The sequence below is a fragment of the Ruegeria sp. YTSA226 genome (assembly GCF_059609905.1).
The window spans coordinates 210,871-231,048 of the sequence record NZ_JBXWMQ010000003.1 but is presented as its reverse complement, the minus strand read 5'-3'; the positions used below and the strand labels follow the sequence as shown (position 1 = coordinate 231,048).

The window sequence follows — 20,178 nt, the reverse complement described above, 5'->3', positions numbered from 1 at the left end:
ATATCTGGCGATAGCTGGCGTGGCCCTGTAGGGTCGCGCCATGTCTATACCCACAGTAACCTTTTCTGACGATCAAGCCGCCGCCTATGACAGCATTTCCGAGATGCTGAAATCTGCTGGTGTAGACCTGGATGATGATGCCCTGCTGAAAATGCCCGGCAATGGCGAATCCGGGGTGATGGCCGTGATCGGCAAGGCGGGTTCAGGGAAAACGCTACTGCTGGCAGAGCTTTACAAAGCATTAGCTGACGCGGGTCTTCAGATCGTTTCCGGTGATTTCGAAAGCCGCAAAGCGCGCGAGAAACGCAGCTTGGCCATTCTTGCGCCAACGAACAAGGCCGCCAGTGTTTTGCGCCTGCGGGGTGTGCCTGCGACCACGATCCACCGCATCCTCTATACGCCGGTTTATGACCCGGAATATGAACGCATTGCCGAATGGCTGGCGGGCAACGATGAACGCCCCGAGGTTGAAGGGCTGACTGACGAAGCCCTGGACCGGGCGGCTGCTTTTTATCAGAACAACAAGTCTATCCCCGGCGCGCTGGCCGCTGCGGGCCTTCGTGGGTCCGACTTTATCACCGGCTGGAAACGTCGGGAGGAGCCGCTGGACATAGGCTTTGTAGATGAGGCCTCGATGCTGGATGACCGGCAGTTCGAAGACCTGAAAGAGATCTTTCCGACCCTGTTGCTTTTTGGCGATCCGGCGCAGCTCGCCCCGGTCAATCAGTCTGGCAGCATGGTATTTGAGACGCTGCCCGAGCCGCGAAAGCAGGTATTGCACAGGGTCCACAGGCAGACGGCAGACAACCCGATCCTGGACCTCGCGCATGCGCTGGCCGACCCTCAGATGGGGTTTGAGGATTTTGAACGGCTTGTCGAACAGACCGCCCGACAGGATGACCGTGTTGTTTGGGGGCAGCGTGTTGAAGTTGACCTGATGGCCCGCAGCCCGGTTCTGGTCTGGCGAAATGCCACCCGAATTCGCTTGATTCAGGCCTTCCGCAATGTTCACGCTGCACCCGACACCGAGCTTCTGGCGGGAGAGCCGCTGATTTGCGATGGAATCGAACTGCCGCTGAAGCACCGCAAGAAAAGGCTGGATCTTGAGGCGCGCGGGCTAATCAAGGGTGCTCAGGTCATCTATCTGGGGCCAGGACGAAAACCGGGGTTTTCGCGCCTGCATGTGATGGGGGCCGAGGATCCGCAGGTCAGCGCAGCGTCGATTGTCAAAATCGAAATGCCTGATGAGGAAGAACCGTTTATTCCATTTGCTGCGCGAATGGGGGCTACCTTTTTGCATGGCGCAGCAGTGACCATACACAAGGCGCAGGGGTCGCAGTGGGACACGGTACAGGTGTTTGCGCCGGATATATATGCGGCTGCTCGGATGGGGCGAACCGAGGCTGGGCAACCTTTGTGGAAACGTCTGGCTTATGTTGCGATCACGCGGGCGCAAGAAAGGTTGATTTGGGTGGTGCGCAACAGGCTGGCCAAGCCCACTTATCCGTTGCGCGTGGATGACTTGCGCGCGGCTCCGGCGGCGACGCTGACCCTGGAGGCCGAAGAGATATGAAATCTATCATAATCACAGGCGCCAGTTCAGGTATCGGACGGGCAACTGCCGAGCTGTTTTTGGCCGAGGGCTGGGCGGTCGGGCTGCTGGCGCGCAGCGCGGATGTGCTGAGCAAATTGGCTGAAAGGCACAAGAATGCGATCCCCTTGGTGACCGATGTTACCGACCCCACCGCTGTTTCGGGTGCTTTCGAGACATTCCAGAATGAGACGGGACGTCTTGACGTATTATTCAATAATGCCGGAATCTTTGCCCCCGGCGGCACGATAGACGAAATCCAGTTGGAGGATTGGTACCAGAGCGTCAGCGTGAACCTGAACGGGATGTTCCTAAGCGCGCGCGAAGCCTTTCGCATCATGCGGCATCAGGCCCCGCAAGGGGGAAGGATCATCAATAACGGTTCGATCGCCGCGCATGTACCGCGTCCGAATTCGGTCCATTACACCGCTACGAAACACGCGATAACAGGCCTGACACGCAGCCTATCACTGGACGGGCGCGCCTTTGGTATCGCATGTGGTCAAATCGATATTGGCAACGCGCGAACACAGATGGTGCAAAACCTGGTTGAAAACGCCATCGCGGGAGGGCAGCAGCCCGACCCGACGATGGCTGTTGACGATGCCGCACGTTCTGTACTGCACATGGCGTCTTTGCCTGCAGAGGCAAACGTCCAGTTCATGACCGTCATGGCCACTACGATGCCCTATATCGGGCGTGGATAGGGCTTTAGTTCTCGCGCAATAGTCGGAAGGCTGTGGACGCTCCCCAACCCGCCGCGATGGCGATGACCAAAGACATCAGGCCGTACCAGACCGGCTGCTGACGGGACATGTTGTAGAGGAACCGTTCCAGCCCGACCTTCCGCACGTCGATTGTGGTCTCGAACTGGGAAACAACTTCTCGGCCGCGGGTCAGGTATATGCGCGCGAAATAGGCGCCTTCGGTCAAATCGGCTGGCATGTCGATTGATGTTCGGAACAATGTCTGCTCGTCCACCGCAACCGTATTTTCGCGGATAGAATACAGGCCCTCATCCTCACGGATGCGAACGACGGCCTCGGCAAAATTCTGCGCGCCCCGGATATTCATCGCGGCACCCACTGATCGAATGGCCCGTTCAATCGAGATCCTGTACCGCAGGTCTTCTGTATCTGACAGGATTTCTGTAAGCGGAGCGCTGGTGGCAACCGCATAAAAACTGGGCGCAAGGTCGACCAAGACGCTGTCGGTGTTGACCCAGATACCCAGCCTGCGTTCTTTTCGCCGGACCGTCACTGGGCTCGAGGGGCCTGCAACGGCCACGATAACTTGAAGCGGTGGGCCGGAAGGGATCGGCGTTTCACGTTTCACGGCACCGAAAATAAGAATTTCCGAGCCATCGAAATTCGCCGTGATGGCAACCCGGTCTTGGCTTAGGCCAAGCACGACCTGTTCCTCCTCGGCGATGGCCGGGGTGACACAGAGGGCGAGTAGCAGGATCAACCGTCTCAGCATGATCAGTGCCCCCCTGCAACGCCGAGCGAATAGAGCTCGGAGGGTTCCAGAAGCAGATCCAGCGCCAGTTTGCCACAAACCACCAAGACCAGTGCAGCCAGCAATACGCGCAGCTGCTCGGCAGGCATTCGTGCGCCGATCACCGTTCCGATCTGCGCCCCGATCACGCCGCCGACCAGCAACAACACAGCCAGAACAATGTCGACTGTGTAGTTGGTTGTCGCGTGCAGCATCGTGGTGAACGCTGTTACGAAAATAATCTGGAACAGGGAGGTGCCGACAACGACTTTGGTGGGCATTCCCAGCAGGTAAATCATGGCAGGAACCATGATAAAGCCGCCTCCGACACCCATGATCGCAGAAAGGATACCTACGCTAAGCCCGACCAGGACGGGGGGGATGACCGAGATATAGAGGCCCGATGTACGGAACCGCATTTTGAACGGCATCGCGTGAATCCAGCCGCGCTGACGACGTGCAACAGGGGCGGCGGTGCCCTTTTTGGATTTACGCAGCGCGTTCAAGCTTTCGATGAACATCAAGCTGCCGACGACGCCCAGAAAGACCACGTAACACAGGGTTACGAGCAAATCGACTTGTCCGAGGCTTTTGAGATAGTTGAAGATCACCACCCCGAACGCAGCTCCGATCAGTCCCCCGACCAGCAATACCGTGCCCATCTTCAGGTCGACCGTCTTTCGGCGGAAATGGGCCAGAACACCAGAAAATGACGAGGCGACAATCTGGTTCGCTTCGGTGGCTACGGCAACTGCTGGTGGGATGCCAATGAAAAACAACAGCGGGGTCATCAGAAACCCGCCGCCGACCCCGAACATCCCTGACAGGATGCCAACCATGCCGCCCAACCCCAGCAGCAGAAAGGCGTTTACGGAAACTTCAGCGATAGGAAGGTAAATTTGCATGAGGTACTAGTAATTAGGGCCAGCTGCGTCGCGCAATGTGACACATTCGACTTCTGGAATTTGTGAAAGGGTTCGTATCTGACGCGCAGAATCACGCCCTTGGCGAGGCAGGGTAAAGCAGGGCTGGCGGCTTGGACCAGTCTGAAACTGTGCATCCGCAAAAGGCGTTTTGACAGGGAGTATCCCCTTAGACCAAGCGCAAGACCTAGCATCCGGCACCCCGGCGAGAAACTCTCTCAAATCAGCTGTCACTGGAAACACATCCATGCCCCTTTAGAGCCGTTGCGGCATGTAAAATCAACTCTACATGCCGCCATGCAGCGAACAGGACTGACGTGTGTTTCAAACTGGACCTATTACCGCTCTTTTACATAGGGTTCGCCACCGGCTTTCGGTGGAACGGCCTTGCCGACAAAGCCGGCCAAAATGACGACGGTCAGGATATATGGCAGCGCATCCATGACCTGCACAGGAATCACCACGCCACCCAGGTCAATATTTTGGAACCGCAACGCAACCGCTTGCAACAGTCCGAACAGCAGGCAAGCCCACATCGCGTGCCATGGCCGCCATTTTGCAAAGATCAGTGCCGCCAGCGCGATGAACCCGCGACCGGCAGTCATTTCCTTGACGAATCCAGCTTGCAGGGCCGTGGCCAGATAGGCACCGGCAATGCCGCAAAGCACGCCACAGATCGCGACGGCCGCAAAACGCAGCCCAACGACAGAAACCCCGGCCGTATCCACCGCGGCTGGGTTTTCACCCACCGCGCGCAGGCGCAGGCCAAAGCGGGTGCGGTACAAAACCCACCAGGTTGTCGGGACCAGAAGGAAAGACACATAGACAAGGATCGAATGGCCGGACAGCAGCTCGGAATAGATTGGCCCAAGAAATGGGATATCACTCACCGCATCCGCAAAAGGGAAGGTGATCGGTTCAAAGCGCCCTCCGCCGAACAGCGAGGGGGTACGCCCGCCCTGTTTGAACCAGCTTTGCGCGATCAGGACCGTCAGCCCCGAGGCCAGAAAGTTGATGGCGACGCCTGAAATCAGCTGGTTGCCCCGAAAGGTGATCGAGGCCACCCCATGCAGGGCGGACAGAACAAGAGAGGCCGCGATCCCGGCCAGCAATCCCAGCCAGACCGATCCGGTCACGGCGGCGACGGCGGCAGAAAAGAACGCCGCGATCAGCATCTTGCCCTCAAGCCCGATGTCGAAAATACCGGCGCGTTCGGAGTACAGACCGGCCAGACAGGCCAGCAACAGCGGCGTAGCCAGGCGGACGGTCGAATCGAGGACCTGGATGAGGGTAACGAAAGTATCCATCGCTTAGCCCTCCTTCCGCATGGCCAAGAACAGTTTCTCAAGCGGCATGCGGACCATGTTGTCAAGCGCGCCGGTGAACAGGATCACTAGGGCCTGTATGACTACGATCAGCTCTCGGGGGATAGACGTCCACAACGCCAGCTCGGCCCCGCCCTGATAGAGGAAACCAAACAGCAGCGCCGCCAGAAACACCCCAAACGGATGGGATCGACCCATCAGCGCCACGGCGATACCGATAAAGCCAGCGCCCTCGGTCGAGTTCAGAACCAGCCGCTCTGCCTCACCCATCACGTTGTTCGTGGCCATCAGACCAGCCAGCGCGCCCGAGATCAGCATGGCGATGATGGTGATCCGAACCGGAGAAATACCGGCATAGACGGCACCGGTTTCCGAATGCCCATAGGCGCGGATCTCATAGCCCAGCCGGGTGCGCCAGATCAGCGCCCAAACGATCACACAGGCCAGGACAGCAACAAAGAATGAGATATTGGCAGGTGCGCCACGGAATACGACGTTTTCAGCGGTCGAGAACATCGACTGGAACGTCGGCAGATGCACCGCCTCGGGGAAGCGTGCAGTTGCCGGGTCTTGCGAGCCCTGCGGGCGCATGACGTTGACCAGCATATAGTTCAGCAAGGCAGCAGCGATGAAGTTGAACATGATCGTGGTGATCACGATATGGCTGCCGCGTTTGGCCTGCAGATAGGCCGGAATGGCCGCCCAAGCGGCCCCAAACACCATCGATGCGGCACAGGCGGCCAGCAAGGCGATGCTCCAATGCGGCCAGTCGATGTAAAGGCACACCACGGCCACGCCAAGCCCGCCCAGCATCGCCTGACCTTCGCCACCGATATTGAACAGCCGTGCGTGAAAGGCGACCGCCACAGCGAGTCCGGTGAACATGAAATTCGTGGCGTAATACAGCGTATAGCCCCAGCCATAGGTCGATCCCAGCGCGCCGGTGACCATCAGGTTCACCGCTTCGATCGGGTTTTCGCCAATGGCGAGGATCACCAGCGCCGACAGGATTGCAGCCAGAAGCAGACTGATCACCGGGATCAGAACGACATCGGCCCATTTGGGCATTTTTTCCATGTTACGCTGCCTCTCCCGCAACACCGGCCATCAACAGGCCAAGTTCTTTTTCATCAGTTTTATGGGGCAGGCGTTCGCCCATGATATGTCCGTCAAACATGACAGCGATTCGATCCGACAGCGAGAATATCTCTTCCAGCTCGACCGAGACCAGCAGGATCGCCTTGCCCTGGTCGCGCAGATCGACGATCTGTTTGTGAATGAATTCGATCGCCCCGATATCCACGCCTCGGGTCGGCTGACCGACCAACAGCAGGTCCGGGTTACGTTCGATTTCACGCGCGACGACGATCTTCTGCTGATTGCCGCCCGAAAAGCTTTTGGCCGACAGCCAGGGGTTCGGCGGGCGCACATCGAATTTTTCGATCTTGGCTTCGGTATCGGCGCGCAGGGCGGCGTTATCCATGAAGAGGCCACGTTTATAGGCCGGGTCACGGTGATAGCCGAAGGCCACGTTCTCCCAGGCGTGGAAATCCATGATCAGGCCTTCGCGCTGGCGGTCTTCGGGCACATGCGCAATGTGCTGCGCGCGCCGCGCCTGGCCATCTGACCCCGCCCCGCTGAGCGCAAGCGGCGTGCCGTTCAGTTTGATCTGGCCCTGGCCCGGGCGCATCCCGCCCAGAACCTCTAGCAGTTCGGATTGGCCATTGCCGGCGACGCCTGCGATGCCCACGATCTCACCAGCGCGCACGGTCAAGTCGATGCCTTTGACACGCTCGACGCCCGCGCTGTCGAAAACACGCAGGTTTTCAATCTCGAGGATGGGCTTACCGGGCTGTGCCGGAACCTTGTCGACCTGCAGCAGAACCTTGCGGCCCACCATCAGCTCGGCCAGTTCTTCGGGGCTGGTCTCGGCGGTTTTCACGGTGGCCGTCATTTGCCCGCGGCGCATGACCGACACGGTGTCGGTGTTTTCCATGATCTCGCGCAGTTTGTGGGTGATCACGATGATCGTCTTCCCCTCGGCCCGCAGCCGGTCGAGGATGCGGAACAGCTGATCCGCCTCGGATGGGGTCAGCACGCCGGTTGGTTCGTCCAGAATCAGGATCTCGGCCTTGCGATACAGCGCCTTAAGAATCTCAACCCTTTGCTGCATCCCCACACCGATTTCGTCGATACGCTTGTCGGGGTCAACGAACAGTTCGTATTCTTCTTCCAGCTCTTTCAACTCTTTGCGGGCCTTGGTCAGGGACGGGGCCAATAGCCCGCCATCCTCGGCGCCCAGCACGATGTTTTCCAGAACGGTAAAATTCTCGACCAGTTTGAAATGCTGAAACACCATCCCGATGCCCGAGGCGATCGCGGCCTGGCTGTCAGGGATTTCGGTCTTTTGACCATTGATCCAGATTTCACCTTTGTCGGCTTTGTAAAAGCCGTAGAGAATGCTCATCAGCGTGGATTTGCCCGCACCGTTTTCACCGATGATCCCATGGATCGTACCGGGGGCGACGCTGATGGAAATGTCTTTGTTGGCCTGAACCGGCCCAAAGGATTTGGATATCCCTTTGAGCTCAATGGCGGGGACGGTCATGTCTTGTCCTCAGTTGCCGAAAGGACTGCGCGGTCTTTCCGGCGCAGCAGAGTGGAACTGGGCCGGGGGCAAAACCCCCGACCCGCGTGATATCAGAACTGCAGTGCGGGGCAGCTGTCGTTCTCGTAATAGCTGACAACCGAAACATTGCCGTCGATGATGTCCTGACGGGCTTTGTCGACTGCTGCTTTCATATCATCCGAAACCAGCGGAGCGTTGTTGTCGTCGATCGCATAGCCAACGCCGTCTTCGGCCAGACCCATGATATATACGCCGGTCTCAACGTTCTCACCTGCGCTCATCGCCTCATAAACAGCGACGTCCACGCGCTTCAGCATCGAGGTCAGAACTTTGCCTGGGTGCAGGTGGTTCTGGTTGCTGTCGACACCGATTGACAGGATGCCTTCGTCAGCAGCGGTTTGCAGAACACCAACACCGGTGCCGCCAGCTGCGGCATAGACCACGTCGGCACCCTGACTGATTTGTGCCTTTGTCAGTTCCGAGCCCTTAACCGGGTCGTTCCATGCCGCAGGCGTTGTGCCGGTCATGTTGGCAACCACGTTGATATCTGGGTTCACCGCCTTGGCACCCTGAGCATAGCCGCAGCCAAAGTGACGGATCAGCGGAACATCCATGCCGCCGATGAAGCCAACAGTTCCGGATTCGGATGCCATCGCCGCCATCATACCAACGAGGTAAGACCCTTCGTGTTCAGCGAATCCAACTTGACGCAGGTTAGGCGCGTCCAGCCAGGTTACATCGACAACGACAAATTTCGTGTCCGGATAGTCGGCAACAACCGCGCTGAGCGGATCAGCCATACCGAAACCCATGGTGATGATCGGGTTTGAGCCTGCTTCGGCAAAGCGGCGCAGGGCCTGTTCGCGTTGCGCTTCGGACTGCATTTCGATCTCGCGGTAGGTGCCGCCCGTTTCTTCCGCCCAGCGTGAGGCGCCGTTATGCGCGGCTTCGTTGAACGATTTGTCGAACTTGCCGCCCAGATCAAAGATCAGTGCCGGTTCGGCCAGTGCGGCACCCGCTGTCAGTGCAACCGCCGCTGCGGCGCCCATCAAGGATTTCATCAGGGTCATTTGTTACTCCCGTTTGTTTTTTTCGGTCGGAGCCAAGATAGCCCCGTTTACCCACTGTTAGCGAGCATAACCGTTGTGATGGCGGGAATTAAGGCCGTTTGCAACCGCCGCGGTCAACAGATTTTTGACCATTTGGTCCAAGAAAATTCGCAGCCTGTCTCAGGTTAAATTGCATTCCATGACGATGGCATCAATTTTCTGATTATTTTCAACCGTATAGTAATTCTTGCGCGTACCGCACACACGATACCCGCAATGCTTGTAAAGTGTAATCGCGGGCTGGTTGGCGATGGAAACATCCAGAATCGCCCGGATAGCGCCCAGTTTTTTGGCAGCTGCGTGCCATTCGACCATACGTTTCCTAGCCAGTCCCTGACGCTGAACTGTGGGATGGGTGGCAATCGTCAGCAATTCGGCTTCGTTTGCGATTGCCTGGAAAAGGGCAAAAGACTGGGCATCACCTACGATATGGGTAAAGCGATTCTGCAGCAGCTCTGCAAACTCTGTGGCGGTCCAGGGGCGCGATTGTGTGAATGCTGCGGCGTGAGTATTTGCCAGTTCTTCGGGAGTCATCCGTCCAGCAACATCGGCGGTTGATCCTTGGAGGGCGCCGCGTCTGCTGGGCGTATGTAAAGAGGGGCGGGAGCCTCGGTCTTGGTCAGCCTTCTTTGTGCAGCCACTCGGGCAATAGCGCAGACCTGAGCCTTGGAGTTGTCGTTGAACATCAGTGTGCCCAGCGATTTTGCCTGATCAAGCTGGATCAGTGCCGGTTCCATATCAGGCTGCGAAACATAGACCTGATCTCTGGGCGCGCGAATTGCGGGCAACGCATCGCTGTCCAGGACAGCAAGCGCGTCAAAGCCCGATACACCAATGGCCGGTATACCCAGACCTAAGGCCAGACCCCGCGCGGCCGAGACCGAGATGCGTATTCCGGTGAAATTACCGGGGCCTATTCCAACGCCGATCGCTGACAGGTCGCGCCATGAGCATTGTTCTGATGACAGCACCTCTTCGAGCAGCGGCATCAGACGTTCGGCTTGTCCCCGCGACATGGGCTCGACACAAGACGCCACAATCCGGTCACCGCGCAACAAAGCGGCCGCGCAATGCGCGGCCGATGTGTCAAACGCCAGAATGAGTGGTTCAGACGGCAACAGGGCGAACCTCGGTCACTTCGGGAATGTAGTGACGCAGCAGGTTTTCGATTCCCATCTTCAACGTCAGCGTCGAGGATGGGCAGCCTGCGCAGGCGCCTTGCATATGCAGGTAGACAACGCCGCGGTCAAAACCGTGAAACGTGATGTCGCCCCCGTCCTGCGCGACTGCCGGGCGCACACGGCTGTCCAGCAGGTCTTTGATCTGGTTGACCACCTCGGCGTCTTCGCCGCTGTGTTCAGCATGGCCCGAGGCTGTATTGGCATCCGCTCCCATGATCGGCTGGCCGGATTGATAATGCTCCATCACCGCGCCCAGAATGGCCGGTTTGATATGGTCCCACTGGACGTCGTCCGCTTTGGTCACGGTTACGAAGTCATTGCCGAAAAATACCCCTGTCACGCCACTCACAGCGAAAATGCGGTTGGCCAGCGGCGACTTTTCCGCAGCCTCAGCCGATGGGAAATCTGCAGTGCCCGCTTCCAGCACGGTCTGGCCGGGCAGGAATTTCAGGGTTGCAGGGTTCGGTGTGGATTCGGTCTGGATGAACATGGCGCGGCTCCGTATCTGTTGTCTCTGATATGCGGGTCCACGAGCTGGAAGTCAAGAATTGGAACGATTCTAAATTTCTGCAGCTGAGCTTATCGCATCGTCCAGCCGATCATCGCCCCAAAACAGCTCGTCACCGACCAGAAAGCTGGGCGCGCCAAAAAGCCCTTTGGCCTGAGCGGTTTTTGTCTGCGCGATAAGCGCTGCTTTGATCGCCGGATTCTGGGTCTGGGAAAGTAAATCAGCGGCAAGCCCGGCTGAGCTGAGGCATCCGGCCAAAACAGCCTCATCCGCGATGTTCTGCCCTTGGGCAAATTCGGCAGAATAGACGGCGCGCACAAAGGCAGCTTTTTGCCCCTGATCTTCAATCGCCAATGTTAACCTGGCCGCTTTCAAGCCGTTCTGCGGAAAAGGATCGGGCCGGACAAATGGCAAGCCGCGCTGGGCGGTCAGGCGTTCCATATCCCGCCACATGTACAGGCCTTTTGCCGGGTACAGATTGAACGGAGAATTGTCCCACCCTTGGGCGGCAAAGATTGGCCCCAGCAGAAAAGGCTGCCATTCGACCGAGACGCCCTGGCGGGTGGCAGCCTCTTCGATACGCATCGCGCTGAGATAAGAATAGGTCGAGGCGAATTCGAACCAGAATTGAATGCTGCGTTGCATCGGTGTGGCCTCAGGTAATCGCTTCGAGTTTTTCTTTGCTCAGATCACCAGGAACAATAGTGATTGGGATCGGCAGGCTGCCTGAGTTTTTGGTCAGTTGAGTCACCAATGGGCCAGGTCCCTTTTTGTCAGTGCCTGCACCCAGAACCAGAACGCCGATATCAGGATCGGATTGCACATGCTCGATGATCTGGGCAACGGGCTCGCCTTCGCGGATGGCCAGTTCAGGATCAACGTCTTGCTTGTCGCGCATCCATTTTGCGAAAACTTCAAAATGCGCATGGATACGCTCGCGCGCTTCTTCACGCATGACGGTGGCAACGCCGATCCAATGGTTGAATTCGTCCGGTGGGATTACCGACAGGATTGTTACGCCGCCGCCGGTATGGGCCGCGCGCATAGCCGCGAATCGCATCGCATTCAGGCATTCGCGACTGTCATCCAGAACCACTAGGAACTTGCGCATGGGTGTCCTCATTCATTTCCGGGGATCATGCCCGACTAGGTGCGTGCTGGCAACCAGAGCCTAACGCCCACTGGCGGCCCAGTCCCAATACAGGTCGCGTGCACGCCGGGCGACGGGCCCGACCTGAAACCGGGTGTCCTCCAGCGCGGTCACCGGGGTGATCTTGCTCATGTTGCCAGTCATGAATACCTCGTCGGCCCGGTAGAAATCCTCGAAACTCAGAACCGCCTCATGCACAGCCACGCCGTCGGCCCGCAGGTTTTTGATATGTCGTGCACGGGTGATGCCGGCAAGGAAGGTGCCGTTGGGGACGGGGGTAAAGACCTCGCCGTCGCGGACCATAAAGATATTGGCGGTTGCGGTTTCGGCTACGTTGCCCAATGCGTCAGCCACCAAAGCATTCGAAAACCCGTTCGCACGTACCTCGTTCAGCATCCGTGCATTGTTGGGATACAGACACCCGGCCTTGGCATTCACCACTGCTGATTCCAGTACCGGACGGCGGAATCGGGTCAGTCCCAGCGTGTCCGAGGCGGTCTCAGGCGCCATCGGAATCTCTTCCAGGCAGACAGCAAACCCGGTGCTGTTTTCCTGCGGTACGATCGCTGTCGCATCTCCGTCGATGCCCCAATACATCGGGCGGATATACACGGCCGCGTCGGGCGCATAGGCTTCAAGCCCTTCCAGCACGATCTCGACCATCTGGTCTTTGGTGACGGTCGGGGTCAGCATCAGCGCCTCGGCAGAGCGGTTCACGCGGGCGCAATGGGCCTCCAGATCCGGGGTCAGCCCGTTGAAGAACCGCGCGCCGTCAAAGACGGATGATCCCAGCCACGCACCATGATCCGCAGCGCGCATGATCGGTGCATCCCCATCATGCCATTGCCCGTTGAAATAGGTGCGGATGTTCTTGCCGACTGCCATGACGCCCTCCCAAGCTTTGAGGCAAACCTAGGAAGGCGTTAAGGCAACGTCCAGAGCCAATCAGCCCCGTTTCGCACCAACCATGCCGACGATGTCATAGGTCTGCTGCAGGATCGGGGCTGCAATCGCCCGCGCCTTTTCTGCGCCATTGGCCAGAATGCGATCAATCTCGGCCTCTTCACCCATCAGGCGGGCCATTTCGGTCGAGATCGGAGACAGTTTGGCAACCGCCAGATCGGCCAGCATCGGTTTGAACTCGCCAAATTGCTTGCCGCCAACGTCGGCCAGAACCTGATCCGCCGTCTGATCGCTGAGGGCGGCGTAGATATTCACCAGATTGCGGGCCTCGGGGCGGTTGTCCAAGCCATCGACTTCCGAAGGCAGAGCGTCCGGGTCGGTCTTGGCCTTTCGGATTTTCTTGGCGATCGTCTCGGCATCATCGGTCATGTTGATCCGGGTCATGTCAGAGGGGTCGGATTTGGACATCTTTTTTGACCCATCGCGCAAGCTCATGACCCGAGTTCCCGCACCTTTGATGACGGGTTCGGTCAACGGAAAAAAATCGACGCCATAGTCATGATTGAACTTAGTTGCGATATCTCGGGTTAGTTCCAGGTGTTGCTTTTGATCATCTCCGACGGGTACATGTGTCGCGTGATATACAAGGATATCTGCGGCCATAAGCGCCGGATAGGCGAATAGGCCCAACGATGCATTCTGTGCGTTCTTGCCAGCCTTATCTTTGAACTGTGTCATGCGCTGCATCCAGCCAAGCCGGGCAACGCAGTTAAAAATCCATGCTAGTTGCGCGTGCTCAGGAACCTGGCTTTGGTTAAACAGGATCGATTTTTCGGGATCTAATCCTGATGCGATATACCCCGCGCACAGCTCACGCGTTGCGTGCTGCAACTCTTTGGGGTCCTGCCAAACGGTGATCGCGTGCAAATCGACCATACAGTAGATTGTCTGATAGTCGGACCCTTGCATCCGAACCCAGTTCCGCAATGCGCCCAAATAGTTGCCAAGGTGCAGGTTACCGGATGGCTGTGCACCGGAAAACACGCGCGGCGTGAACTTGGAATCGGTCATCGAAGGGAACTCCCGTCTGGAAAAATCAGCCCCCGTCGCTTACCCATGAGGCAAAGGGACGTCAACAGCCGCGAAAGGCCCGCCCAATGAGCAGTGAGCATTATACACCCGCCGTGAACCCTCTGCCGCCCGTGGTGGTGGCTTTGTGTGTGTTCATCATGGGGGTTGAACTGGCATTTACTCTAGGTACGCGCGGGATCATTGGGGGGCCAACTGCTGTAGGCTGGCGCTTGGACGCTTTGCAGCACTATTCGTTTTCGCCGGATATCTTCGACTGGATGGTGGAAAACGGGCGCTGGCCGTTCGAGCATCTGATCCGCTTTGTCACCTATCCGTTTGTATCCGGTACGTTCACACAGGCCATCTTTGTCTGCGTCTTTGTGCTGGCCATGGGTAAAATGGTGGCCGAGGTTTTTGGCAGCGTTCAGATGCTGGTGATCTTTGTGCTGTCGGGCGTGGGTGGTGCGCTGGCTTATGCACTGTTGCTGGATCCGCGCTTTCCGCTGGTGGGTGGGTTCCCTCCGGTCTATGGGCTGATCGGAGCGTTTACGTGGATATTATGGCGCAAGCTGTCGCTGGTGGGCGCAAACCAATCCCGCGCCTTCAGCCTGATCGCAGTTTTGATGGGCATTCAGTTGTTGTTCGGCCTGCTGTTTGGCGGAACGCTGGACTGGGTGGCTGATCTGGGCGGTTTTGCCACTGGTTTTGCCCTGTCGTTCCTGGTTGCTCCGGGGGGGTGGGCGCGGATTGTCGGGCGCATCCGACGCGACTGATCAGGATCGACGCAGAGCCTTTCTGAACTCGGAAAGTTTGAATGCACCAATCAGGTGGCCGAGCAGGAAATACGTGACTGCAGCAACGATGATCAAACCGAGCAGTGCCAGGTAACGCCAGCCTTCCAGGGCAAAGGCCCAGCCAAACAGCTCAATAGCGGCATACAGGACAGCTCCCATCCCCAGGGACGCCGCAATGATCCGCCATGCCCTGTTCTTGAACCGGTCGTCAAACTGCGCTTCTTCCCCCATTTTTCGCGCGCCCAAGGCCAGCAGTCCAACCATGGCCCATCCGGCCACCGAGGCGGCAATCGCAGGTGCGAACCATCCCACCAACGGATACAGCCCGAAAGCCAGTGCAGCGTTCACGACCATCGCAAACACTGCATAGTGAAAGGGCGAGCGTGTATCTTCACGCGCGAAATACAAAGGCTGCAACAATTTCTGCAGCATGAACGCGGGCAGGCCGATGCCATAGATCGCCACGGCAAGTGCGGTGGCGGCGGTGTCTTCGGGGGTGAACTGTCCGCGCTCGAACAGAACCGAGACCAGCTGGGTGGGGATGAGCACAAAGGCAACGGTCGACGGGATGGTCAACAGCAACGTAAACTCACCTGCGCGAGAAAACGCATCGCGGGCGCCCGATTTGTCCCCAGCGCGCAGGCGGCGAGATAGATCGGGTAACAGGACGATGCCGACGGCGATGCCCACGACGCCCAATGGCAACTGGTACAAGCGATCCGCTGCAAACAACCAGCTGACGGCCTTTTCGGTTTTCGAAGCAACCAGCTGGCCCACCACCAGATTGACCTGTGTAACCCCCATGGCCAAGGCGGCCGGAACCGCAATGCGGACCATGTTGCGCATTTCAGGGCTGAGTTTCGGCAGGCCCGGGCGGATACGGATGCCCGCACGTTCGGTTGCAACCCAGACCAGCGCTAGCTGCGCAACACCAGCGATGGGGATGACGGCGATCAGCCAACGGATGACCTCTCCGCCTGATATAGCGCCGGCGATCAGTGCTATGCAGGCAAAGATGTTCAGTAAAATCGGCGCGGCGGCGGCAGCCGCGAAACGGCCGGTTGCGTTCAGCACGCCCGAGAACAGCGCCGCTAGCGACATGAAAAAGATGTAGGGAAAGACCACATATCCATAATCCACGGCAAGGTCGAAGCGGTCGTCACCGTAAAAGCCCTCGGCCGTCAGCCAGACCAGACCAGGCATGAAAACCATCGCCAGCCCGACCAGCGCCAGCACCGCCACGGCCAGCAGGTTGAACGCGTCCTGTGCAAAGCCTTGCGCGTTTTCCCCGCCTTCGAGCCGTTTGGAAAACATCGGCACAAAGGCTGCGTTAAACGCACCTTCGGCAAAGAAGCGGCGGAACATGTTGGGCAGGCGAAAGGCGGCGACGAATGCATCCATTACTGGCCCGGGCCCGATGTAGGCGGTCAGCAGGATTTCCCGCAGAAAGCCCAGAATACGGCTGGCCAGGGTCCAGAACCCGACAGTGAACAGGCCTGAAAACAGCCGGATCTGCTTCATGAGACCGCGCGCTCGGCGCCTTCGGAGATGGCCTTGCGCAGCTTGGTCTCAAGCCCGCGCTGCTTGCTTTCCGAGTGATATTTCAACCCAAACATATCCTTGACGTAAAAGGTGTCCACCACTTGTTCGCCATAAGTCGCGATCACCGCATTGGCGATATAGACATTGGCGGCAGCAAGCGTTCGTGTCAGATCATAGAGCAGGCCGGGCCTGTCCCGGGTATCGACCTCGATGATCGTGTAGATCTCGGACCCGTCATTGTCGAAGATGATATGGGTCGGCACGTTAAAGGCCCGTTCGCGTTTCTTGATCTTGTCGCGTGATTTAAGGGCATCCCGCGCCACGACCTCGCCTTTCAGGGTCTTGTGGATCATCTGTGTCAGGCGCGGCAAGCGGCTGGCCTCGAACGGGTGTCCATCGGCGTCCTGAATCCAGAACGCATCGGTGACATAGCCGTCTTTGGTGGTGTAACTGCGCGCATCAACCACATTAGCCCCGACCAGCGCCAAAGCGCCTGCGATACGGGCAAAAATGCCGGGGTGATCACCCATGGCAAAGCAGGCCCGCGTCGCATCGCGGTCTTCATCCGGGTGCAGACGGATTTCCATCGCGCCAGCATCACCGCTGCGGTCCAGCTCTTTCAGCATCTCGGCAAATTCTACATGGGTCGAAAGGTTCAGGCCCTGCCAATAGGGGTCATAGTGCCGACCCGTCTCGGTTTTGAGGGCGGCTTTGGTCCATTCCGCCAGCTCGGCCCGCAACGCCTTTTTGGCACCGGCACCGCGATTGGCACGGTTGAGGTCTTCCATCCCGGTCTCAAGCGCGCGCTTGGTTTCTGCATGCAGCGCGCGTAGCAGGGTGGCTTTCCAGTTGTTCCAGGTGTTGGGTCCAACGCCGCGAATGTCACAGACGGTCAACACGGTCAGTAGGTCCAACCTTTTGACCGTTTTCACGGCCTTGGCAAAGTCGCGCACCGTGCGCGGGTCGGAAATATCGCGTTTCTGCGCCATGTCCGACATCAACAAGTGATACCGCACCAACCATTCCACGGTTTCTGAATCCGATTTGTTCAGACCCAGCCGAGGTGCAATCTTTCGGGCCATCTGTGCGCCCAAAATCGAATGATCCTCGGGTCGCCCCTTAGCAATGTCATGGATCAGCAGGGCAACATACAGAACCTTGCGATTGACCCCGCCCTCCAGGATTGAAGACGCCAACGGCAGGGATTCCCCCAACTCTCCGCGTTCAATCTGGGCCAGATTGACGATGCACTGAATGGTGTGCTCATCCACCGTATAGCTGTGGTACATGTTGAACTGCATCATCGCCACGATGTGTTCGAACTCGGGCAGAAAGGCCGACAGCACCCCCAGTTCGTTCATGCGGCGCAGGGCGCGTTCCGGGTTGCCGTGTTTCAGCATCAGGTCGAGAAAGATGCGCCGCGCCTCTTTGTCTTCGCGCATGTCGTCATCAATCAGGTTCAGGTTGGCGCTGACCAGCCGCATCGCGTCCGGGTGGATCAGCATGCCGGTGCGCAGACCTTCCTCGAACAGGCGCAGAAGGTTCAGCTTGTCCGCCAGAAACTTGTTCGGGTCGGCTACATCCAGACGTCCATGGACGACTTTATATCCGGCTTTGATCCTGGGGCGGCGGCGGAAAATACGCTCTAGCAGAGGCGCGCTTTTCATATGCGTCGCCTCGAGTTTGGTCAGGAAGATGCGCGTCAGCTCGCCAACCTTCGTGGCCTCGCGGAAATAGCGCTGCATAAACACTTCGACCGCCCGTCGACCCGCCCGGTCTTCGTATCCCATACGGGAAGCGACCTCGACCTGCATGTCAAAGGACAGTTGTTCGGTTGCGCGCCCGGTCACCAGATGCAAATGCGAGCGAACGGCCCACAGGAAATCCTCGGCTTCCACAAAAGTGCTGAATTCCTCGGGGGTGAACAGACCCAGCGGTACCAACTCGGCCACGTCCTGAACGCCGTAGATATATTTGGCAATCCAGTAGAGCGATTGCAGGTCGCGCAATCCGCCTTTGCCCTCTTTTACGTTGGGCTCGACCATATACCGCTCGCCCTGTTTCAGATGGCGCGCGTCGCGTTCCTGCAGCTTGGACTCGATGAACTGGCGCTCAGTGCCTTTGAACAGATCGTCTTTCAGGCGCGTTTCCAACTCATTTGCCAGATCGGCGTCGCCAGCCAAATAGCGCTGTTCCAACATCGCGGTGCGAATGGTGAAATCCTCGGATCCCAGGCGCAGGCAATCCTTGATGGTGCGCGAAGAATGTCCGACCTTCAGCCGCAGATCCCACAGGATATACAACATGGATTCGATCACACTCTCGGCCCAGGCAGTGATCTTGTAGGGGGTCAGAAACAGCAGATCGACATCCGAGGACGGGGCCATTTCCCCACGCCCATAGCCGCCCACTGCCAGCACGGCCATTTTTTCACCCTGTGTCGGCGTGGCCAGCGGGTGAAGCTCGCGACTGGCCACTTGCATCGCGGTGCAGACCAGCCCGTCGGTCAGGTAGGTATAGGAATGGGTCAGCCTCCGCGCGTCAAATGGATCGCGGACAAAGGCATCGGCGATTGACTGACGACCGGATTTCTGGACGTTGCGCAAAATCCGCACGGTTTCGCCGCGCCTTTCGGCGTTATCAGATGTCTTGTCGAAGGCCTCTGACAGCTGTGCCATAACGGCTGCGCTGTCAAAGATTTCTTCGGGCTGGCAAATCAGGTCACCCCTTGGGATGAGTGTCAGAGCCAGCCGATCAGAATCCGGCGCCAGAGAAGCTTTGGGGGGCAGGGTCAATCACAACCACCTGTTTGTTCTGGATCGTGGCAATGGCCAGACCACGTTCATTCGTACCGTTGGGTCGCAGACGGAAGATACCGCCAACGCCCTGAAAACCGGCGTTCTGAGTTAGGGCAGATGCGGTAAGAGCGTCGGACTTGCCCTGGCTGACCAAGGCAGCAATCGCGGCTATGCCATCATAGGCTAGGCCACTGATCGGATGTGGTGCCTCGCCATATGTGTTGTTGTACCGCTGACGATAAGCCTGTGCCTTGGATGGGTCCGGCAATGCGAACCAGCCACCCTGAACGCCTGGCAGTTCCAGTGTCTGGGCCGGGATGTCCCAGCGGGTCAGACCCATATATTGCGTGGTTGCCGGGGAGACGCCCGCTTCTGGTAGAAGCTGGGAATACAGCGGCAACGCCCCTGCAGTGGTCGAAGTCAGAAAGATCGAATCCGCCCCCGAGGACGCCACAGTAGCCTTGATTGTCGGTACCGAGTTGATGACCCCCTGCTGAGAGCGGTCATAGCCGACCGTGCCTGCATTACCCACTCGGCTGCTGCTCAGCGCGGTTGCAATAGCCGATTGTCCAAGCCGCCCGGCGGCATCGTTGCTATGCACGATGACCGTTCCGGTCTTGCCGCGCGAACCGGCATAGTTGACCAACCGGTTGGCGGTGTTTTCAAAAGTGGGGCCGAGCACGAAGACATTGCCGCCTGCGATGCTGGTATTGTTCGAAAACGACAGCAGGTTGACCTTGTTGTTCAGTACCGCAAGACCAGCTGAGTTTGCCGCCTGGGCGTAGACCGGACCAATGATTATCTTTGCGCCGTCTGCCACGGCTTGCTGCGCGACTGTTGCGGCGGTACCCGAATTGCCCCGGGTGTCGTAGACCCGCAAATCAATCTGTACATTCTGCAGATCGGACATCGCCAGGCGGGCTGCGTTTTCAAGGCTACGCGCCAGTTCAGCATCCCCGGAATTTCCAGATCCGGCCGGAACCAGCAAAGCAACCGGTACAGGTTTTGAGGTGTTGATCGACGGGCCTCCGCCGATACTGCTGACGTCACACGCCGCCAGAATGGTCGCGGTGGCCAAGACGGCGGCTGCACGCGCCAACTTGCGAACGGGCTTGCAAACGGTAAACATCTAAATGAAAACTCCCTGATCCGGCGGC

The 20,178-nt window shown here is 58.3% G+C and carries 19 protein-coding genes; 3 read left to right on the top strand and 16 right to left on the bottom strand.

Annotation, left to right across the window (positions count from 1 at the left end; all coding sequences use genetic code 11):
- The first annotated feature begins 40 nt into the window (after positions 1-40).
- Together AC2FFF_RS06090 and AC2FFF_RS06085 are read left to right on the top strand one after the other, a co-directional pair.
- A complete protein-coding gene (locus tag AC2FFF_RS06090) occupies positions 41-1,573 on the top strand; it encodes an ATP-dependent DNA helicase (protein WP_142635525.1) in 1,533 nt (510 codons plus the stop codon).
- A complete protein-coding gene (locus tag AC2FFF_RS06085; protein WP_142635527.1) occupies positions 1,570-2,298 on the top strand; it encodes an SDR family oxidoreductase in 729 nt (242 codons plus the stop codon). The genes AC2FFF_RS06090 and AC2FFF_RS06085 overlap by 4 nt, the downstream gene beginning before the upstream one ends.
- 4 nt (positions 2,299-2,302) lie before the next feature.
- On the opposite strand, the gene AC2FFF_RS06080 is transcribed toward AC2FFF_RS06085, so the two are convergent.
- The 13 genes from AC2FFF_RS06080 to trpS all read right to left on the bottom strand — a co-directional run bounded on the left by AC2FFF_RS06080 (position 2,303) and on the right by trpS (position 13,887).
- On the bottom strand, positions 2,303-3,070 hold the full coding sequence (locus AC2FFF_RS06080) for a TIGR02186 family protein (protein WP_142635529.1): 768 nt from the start codon (positions 3,068-3,070) through the stop codon (positions 2,303-2,305).
- A gap of 2 nt (positions 3,071-3,072) precedes the next feature.
- Complete coding sequence (locus AC2FFF_RS06075; RefSeq protein ID WP_142635531.1) at positions 3,073-3,993, bottom strand: sulfite exporter TauE/SafE family protein; 921 nt, start codon at positions 3,991-3,993, stop codon at positions 3,073-3,075.
- Positions 3,994-4,349: 356 nt separating this feature from the next.
- Positions 4,350-5,318, bottom strand: coding sequence for an ABC transporter permease (locus AC2FFF_RS06070; RefSeq protein ID WP_281972533.1), 969 nt, complete (start codon positions 5,316-5,318; stop codon positions 4,350-4,352).
- A 3-nt stretch (positions 5,319-5,321) separates the two neighbouring features.
- Entirely contained in the window at positions 5,322-6,413 is a 1,092-nt protein-coding gene (locus tag AC2FFF_RS06065) for an ABC transporter permease (protein ID WP_142635535.1), read from the bottom strand.
- 1 nt (position 6,414) lies between these two features.
- Positions 6,415-7,944, bottom strand: a complete 1,530-nt coding sequence (locus AC2FFF_RS06060; protein WP_281972532.1) for an ABC transporter ATP-binding protein — start codon at positions 7,942-7,944, stop codon at positions 6,415-6,417.
- A gap of 92 nt (positions 7,945-8,036) precedes the next feature.
- Entirely contained in the window at positions 8,037-9,035 is a 999-nt protein-coding gene (locus AC2FFF_RS06055; RefSeq protein ID WP_142635539.1) for a BMP family lipoprotein, read from the bottom strand.
- 159 nt (positions 9,036-9,194) lie between these two features.
- Complete coding sequence (locus AC2FFF_RS06050) at positions 9,195-9,608, bottom strand: GNAT family N-acetyltransferase (RefSeq protein ID WP_142635541.1); 414 nt, start codon at positions 9,606-9,608, stop codon at positions 9,195-9,197.
- Positions 9,605-10,192 (bottom strand): tRNA (adenosine(37)-N6)-threonylcarbamoyltransferase complex dimerization subunit type 1 TsaB, encoded by a 588-nt coding sequence (gene tsaB / locus AC2FFF_RS06045; protein ID WP_496882888.1) that lies wholly within the window; start codon positions 10,190-10,192, stop codon positions 9,605-9,607. Before tsaB ends, AC2FFF_RS06050 begins: the two co-directional genes overlap by 4 nt.
- Entirely contained in the window at positions 10,182-10,745 is a 564-nt protein-coding gene (locus AC2FFF_RS06040; protein WP_142635545.1) for a NifU family protein, read from the bottom strand. Before AC2FFF_RS06040 ends, tsaB begins: the two co-directional genes overlap by 11 nt.
- A gap of 69 nt (positions 10,746-10,814) precedes the next feature.
- A complete protein-coding gene (locus AC2FFF_RS06035) occupies positions 10,815-11,408 on the bottom strand; it encodes a 2-hydroxychromene-2-carboxylate isomerase (protein ID WP_142635546.1) in 594 nt (197 codons plus the stop codon).
- 10 nt (positions 11,409-11,418) lie between these two features.
- On the bottom strand, positions 11,419-11,874 hold the full coding sequence (locus tag AC2FFF_RS06030) for a universal stress protein (protein ID WP_142635548.1): 456 nt from the start codon (positions 11,872-11,874) through the stop codon (positions 11,419-11,421).
- A 60-nt stretch (positions 11,875-11,934) separates the two neighbouring features.
- Positions 11,935-12,798 (bottom strand): branched-chain amino acid aminotransferase, encoded by an 864-nt coding sequence (locus AC2FFF_RS06025; protein ID WP_281995208.1) that lies wholly within the window; start codon positions 12,796-12,798, stop codon positions 11,935-11,937.
- 60 nt (positions 12,799-12,858) lie between these two features.
- Positions 12,859-13,887 (bottom strand): tryptophan--tRNA ligase, encoded by a 1,029-nt coding sequence (trpS, locus tag AC2FFF_RS06020; RefSeq protein WP_281972530.1) that lies wholly within the window; start codon positions 13,885-13,887, stop codon positions 12,859-12,861.
- A gap of 86 nt (positions 13,888-13,973) precedes the next feature.
- Between trpS and AC2FFF_RS06015 the strand changes: the two genes are divergently transcribed.
- Positions 13,974-14,660 (top strand): rhomboid family intramembrane serine protease, encoded by a 687-nt coding sequence (locus AC2FFF_RS06015; protein ID WP_142635554.1) that lies wholly within the window; start codon positions 13,974-13,976, stop codon positions 14,658-14,660.
- Here AC2FFF_RS06015 and murJ read toward each other — a convergent pair whose 3' ends face one another.
- The 3 genes from murJ to AC2FFF_RS06000 are packed head-to-tail and all read right to left on the bottom strand — an operon-like array spanning position 14,661 to position 20,150.
- Positions 14,661-16,202: a murein biosynthesis integral membrane protein MurJ gene (murJ, locus tag AC2FFF_RS06010; RefSeq protein WP_271948384.1), complete on the bottom strand. Its 1,542-nt coding sequence runs from the start codon at positions 16,200-16,202 to the stop codon at positions 14,661-14,663.
- Positions 16,199-19,018, bottom strand: coding sequence for a [protein-PII] uridylyltransferase (locus AC2FFF_RS06005; protein ID WP_496707887.1), 2,820 nt, complete (start codon positions 19,016-19,018; stop codon positions 16,199-16,201). The genes murJ and AC2FFF_RS06005 overlap by 4 nt, the downstream gene beginning before the upstream one ends.
- Entirely contained in the window at positions 18,978-20,150 is a 1,173-nt protein-coding gene (locus AC2FFF_RS06000) for a penicillin-binding protein activator (protein WP_281972528.1), read from the bottom strand. Before AC2FFF_RS06000 ends, AC2FFF_RS06005 begins: the two co-directional genes overlap by 41 nt.
- Positions 20,151-20,178: the final 28 nt, after the last annotated feature.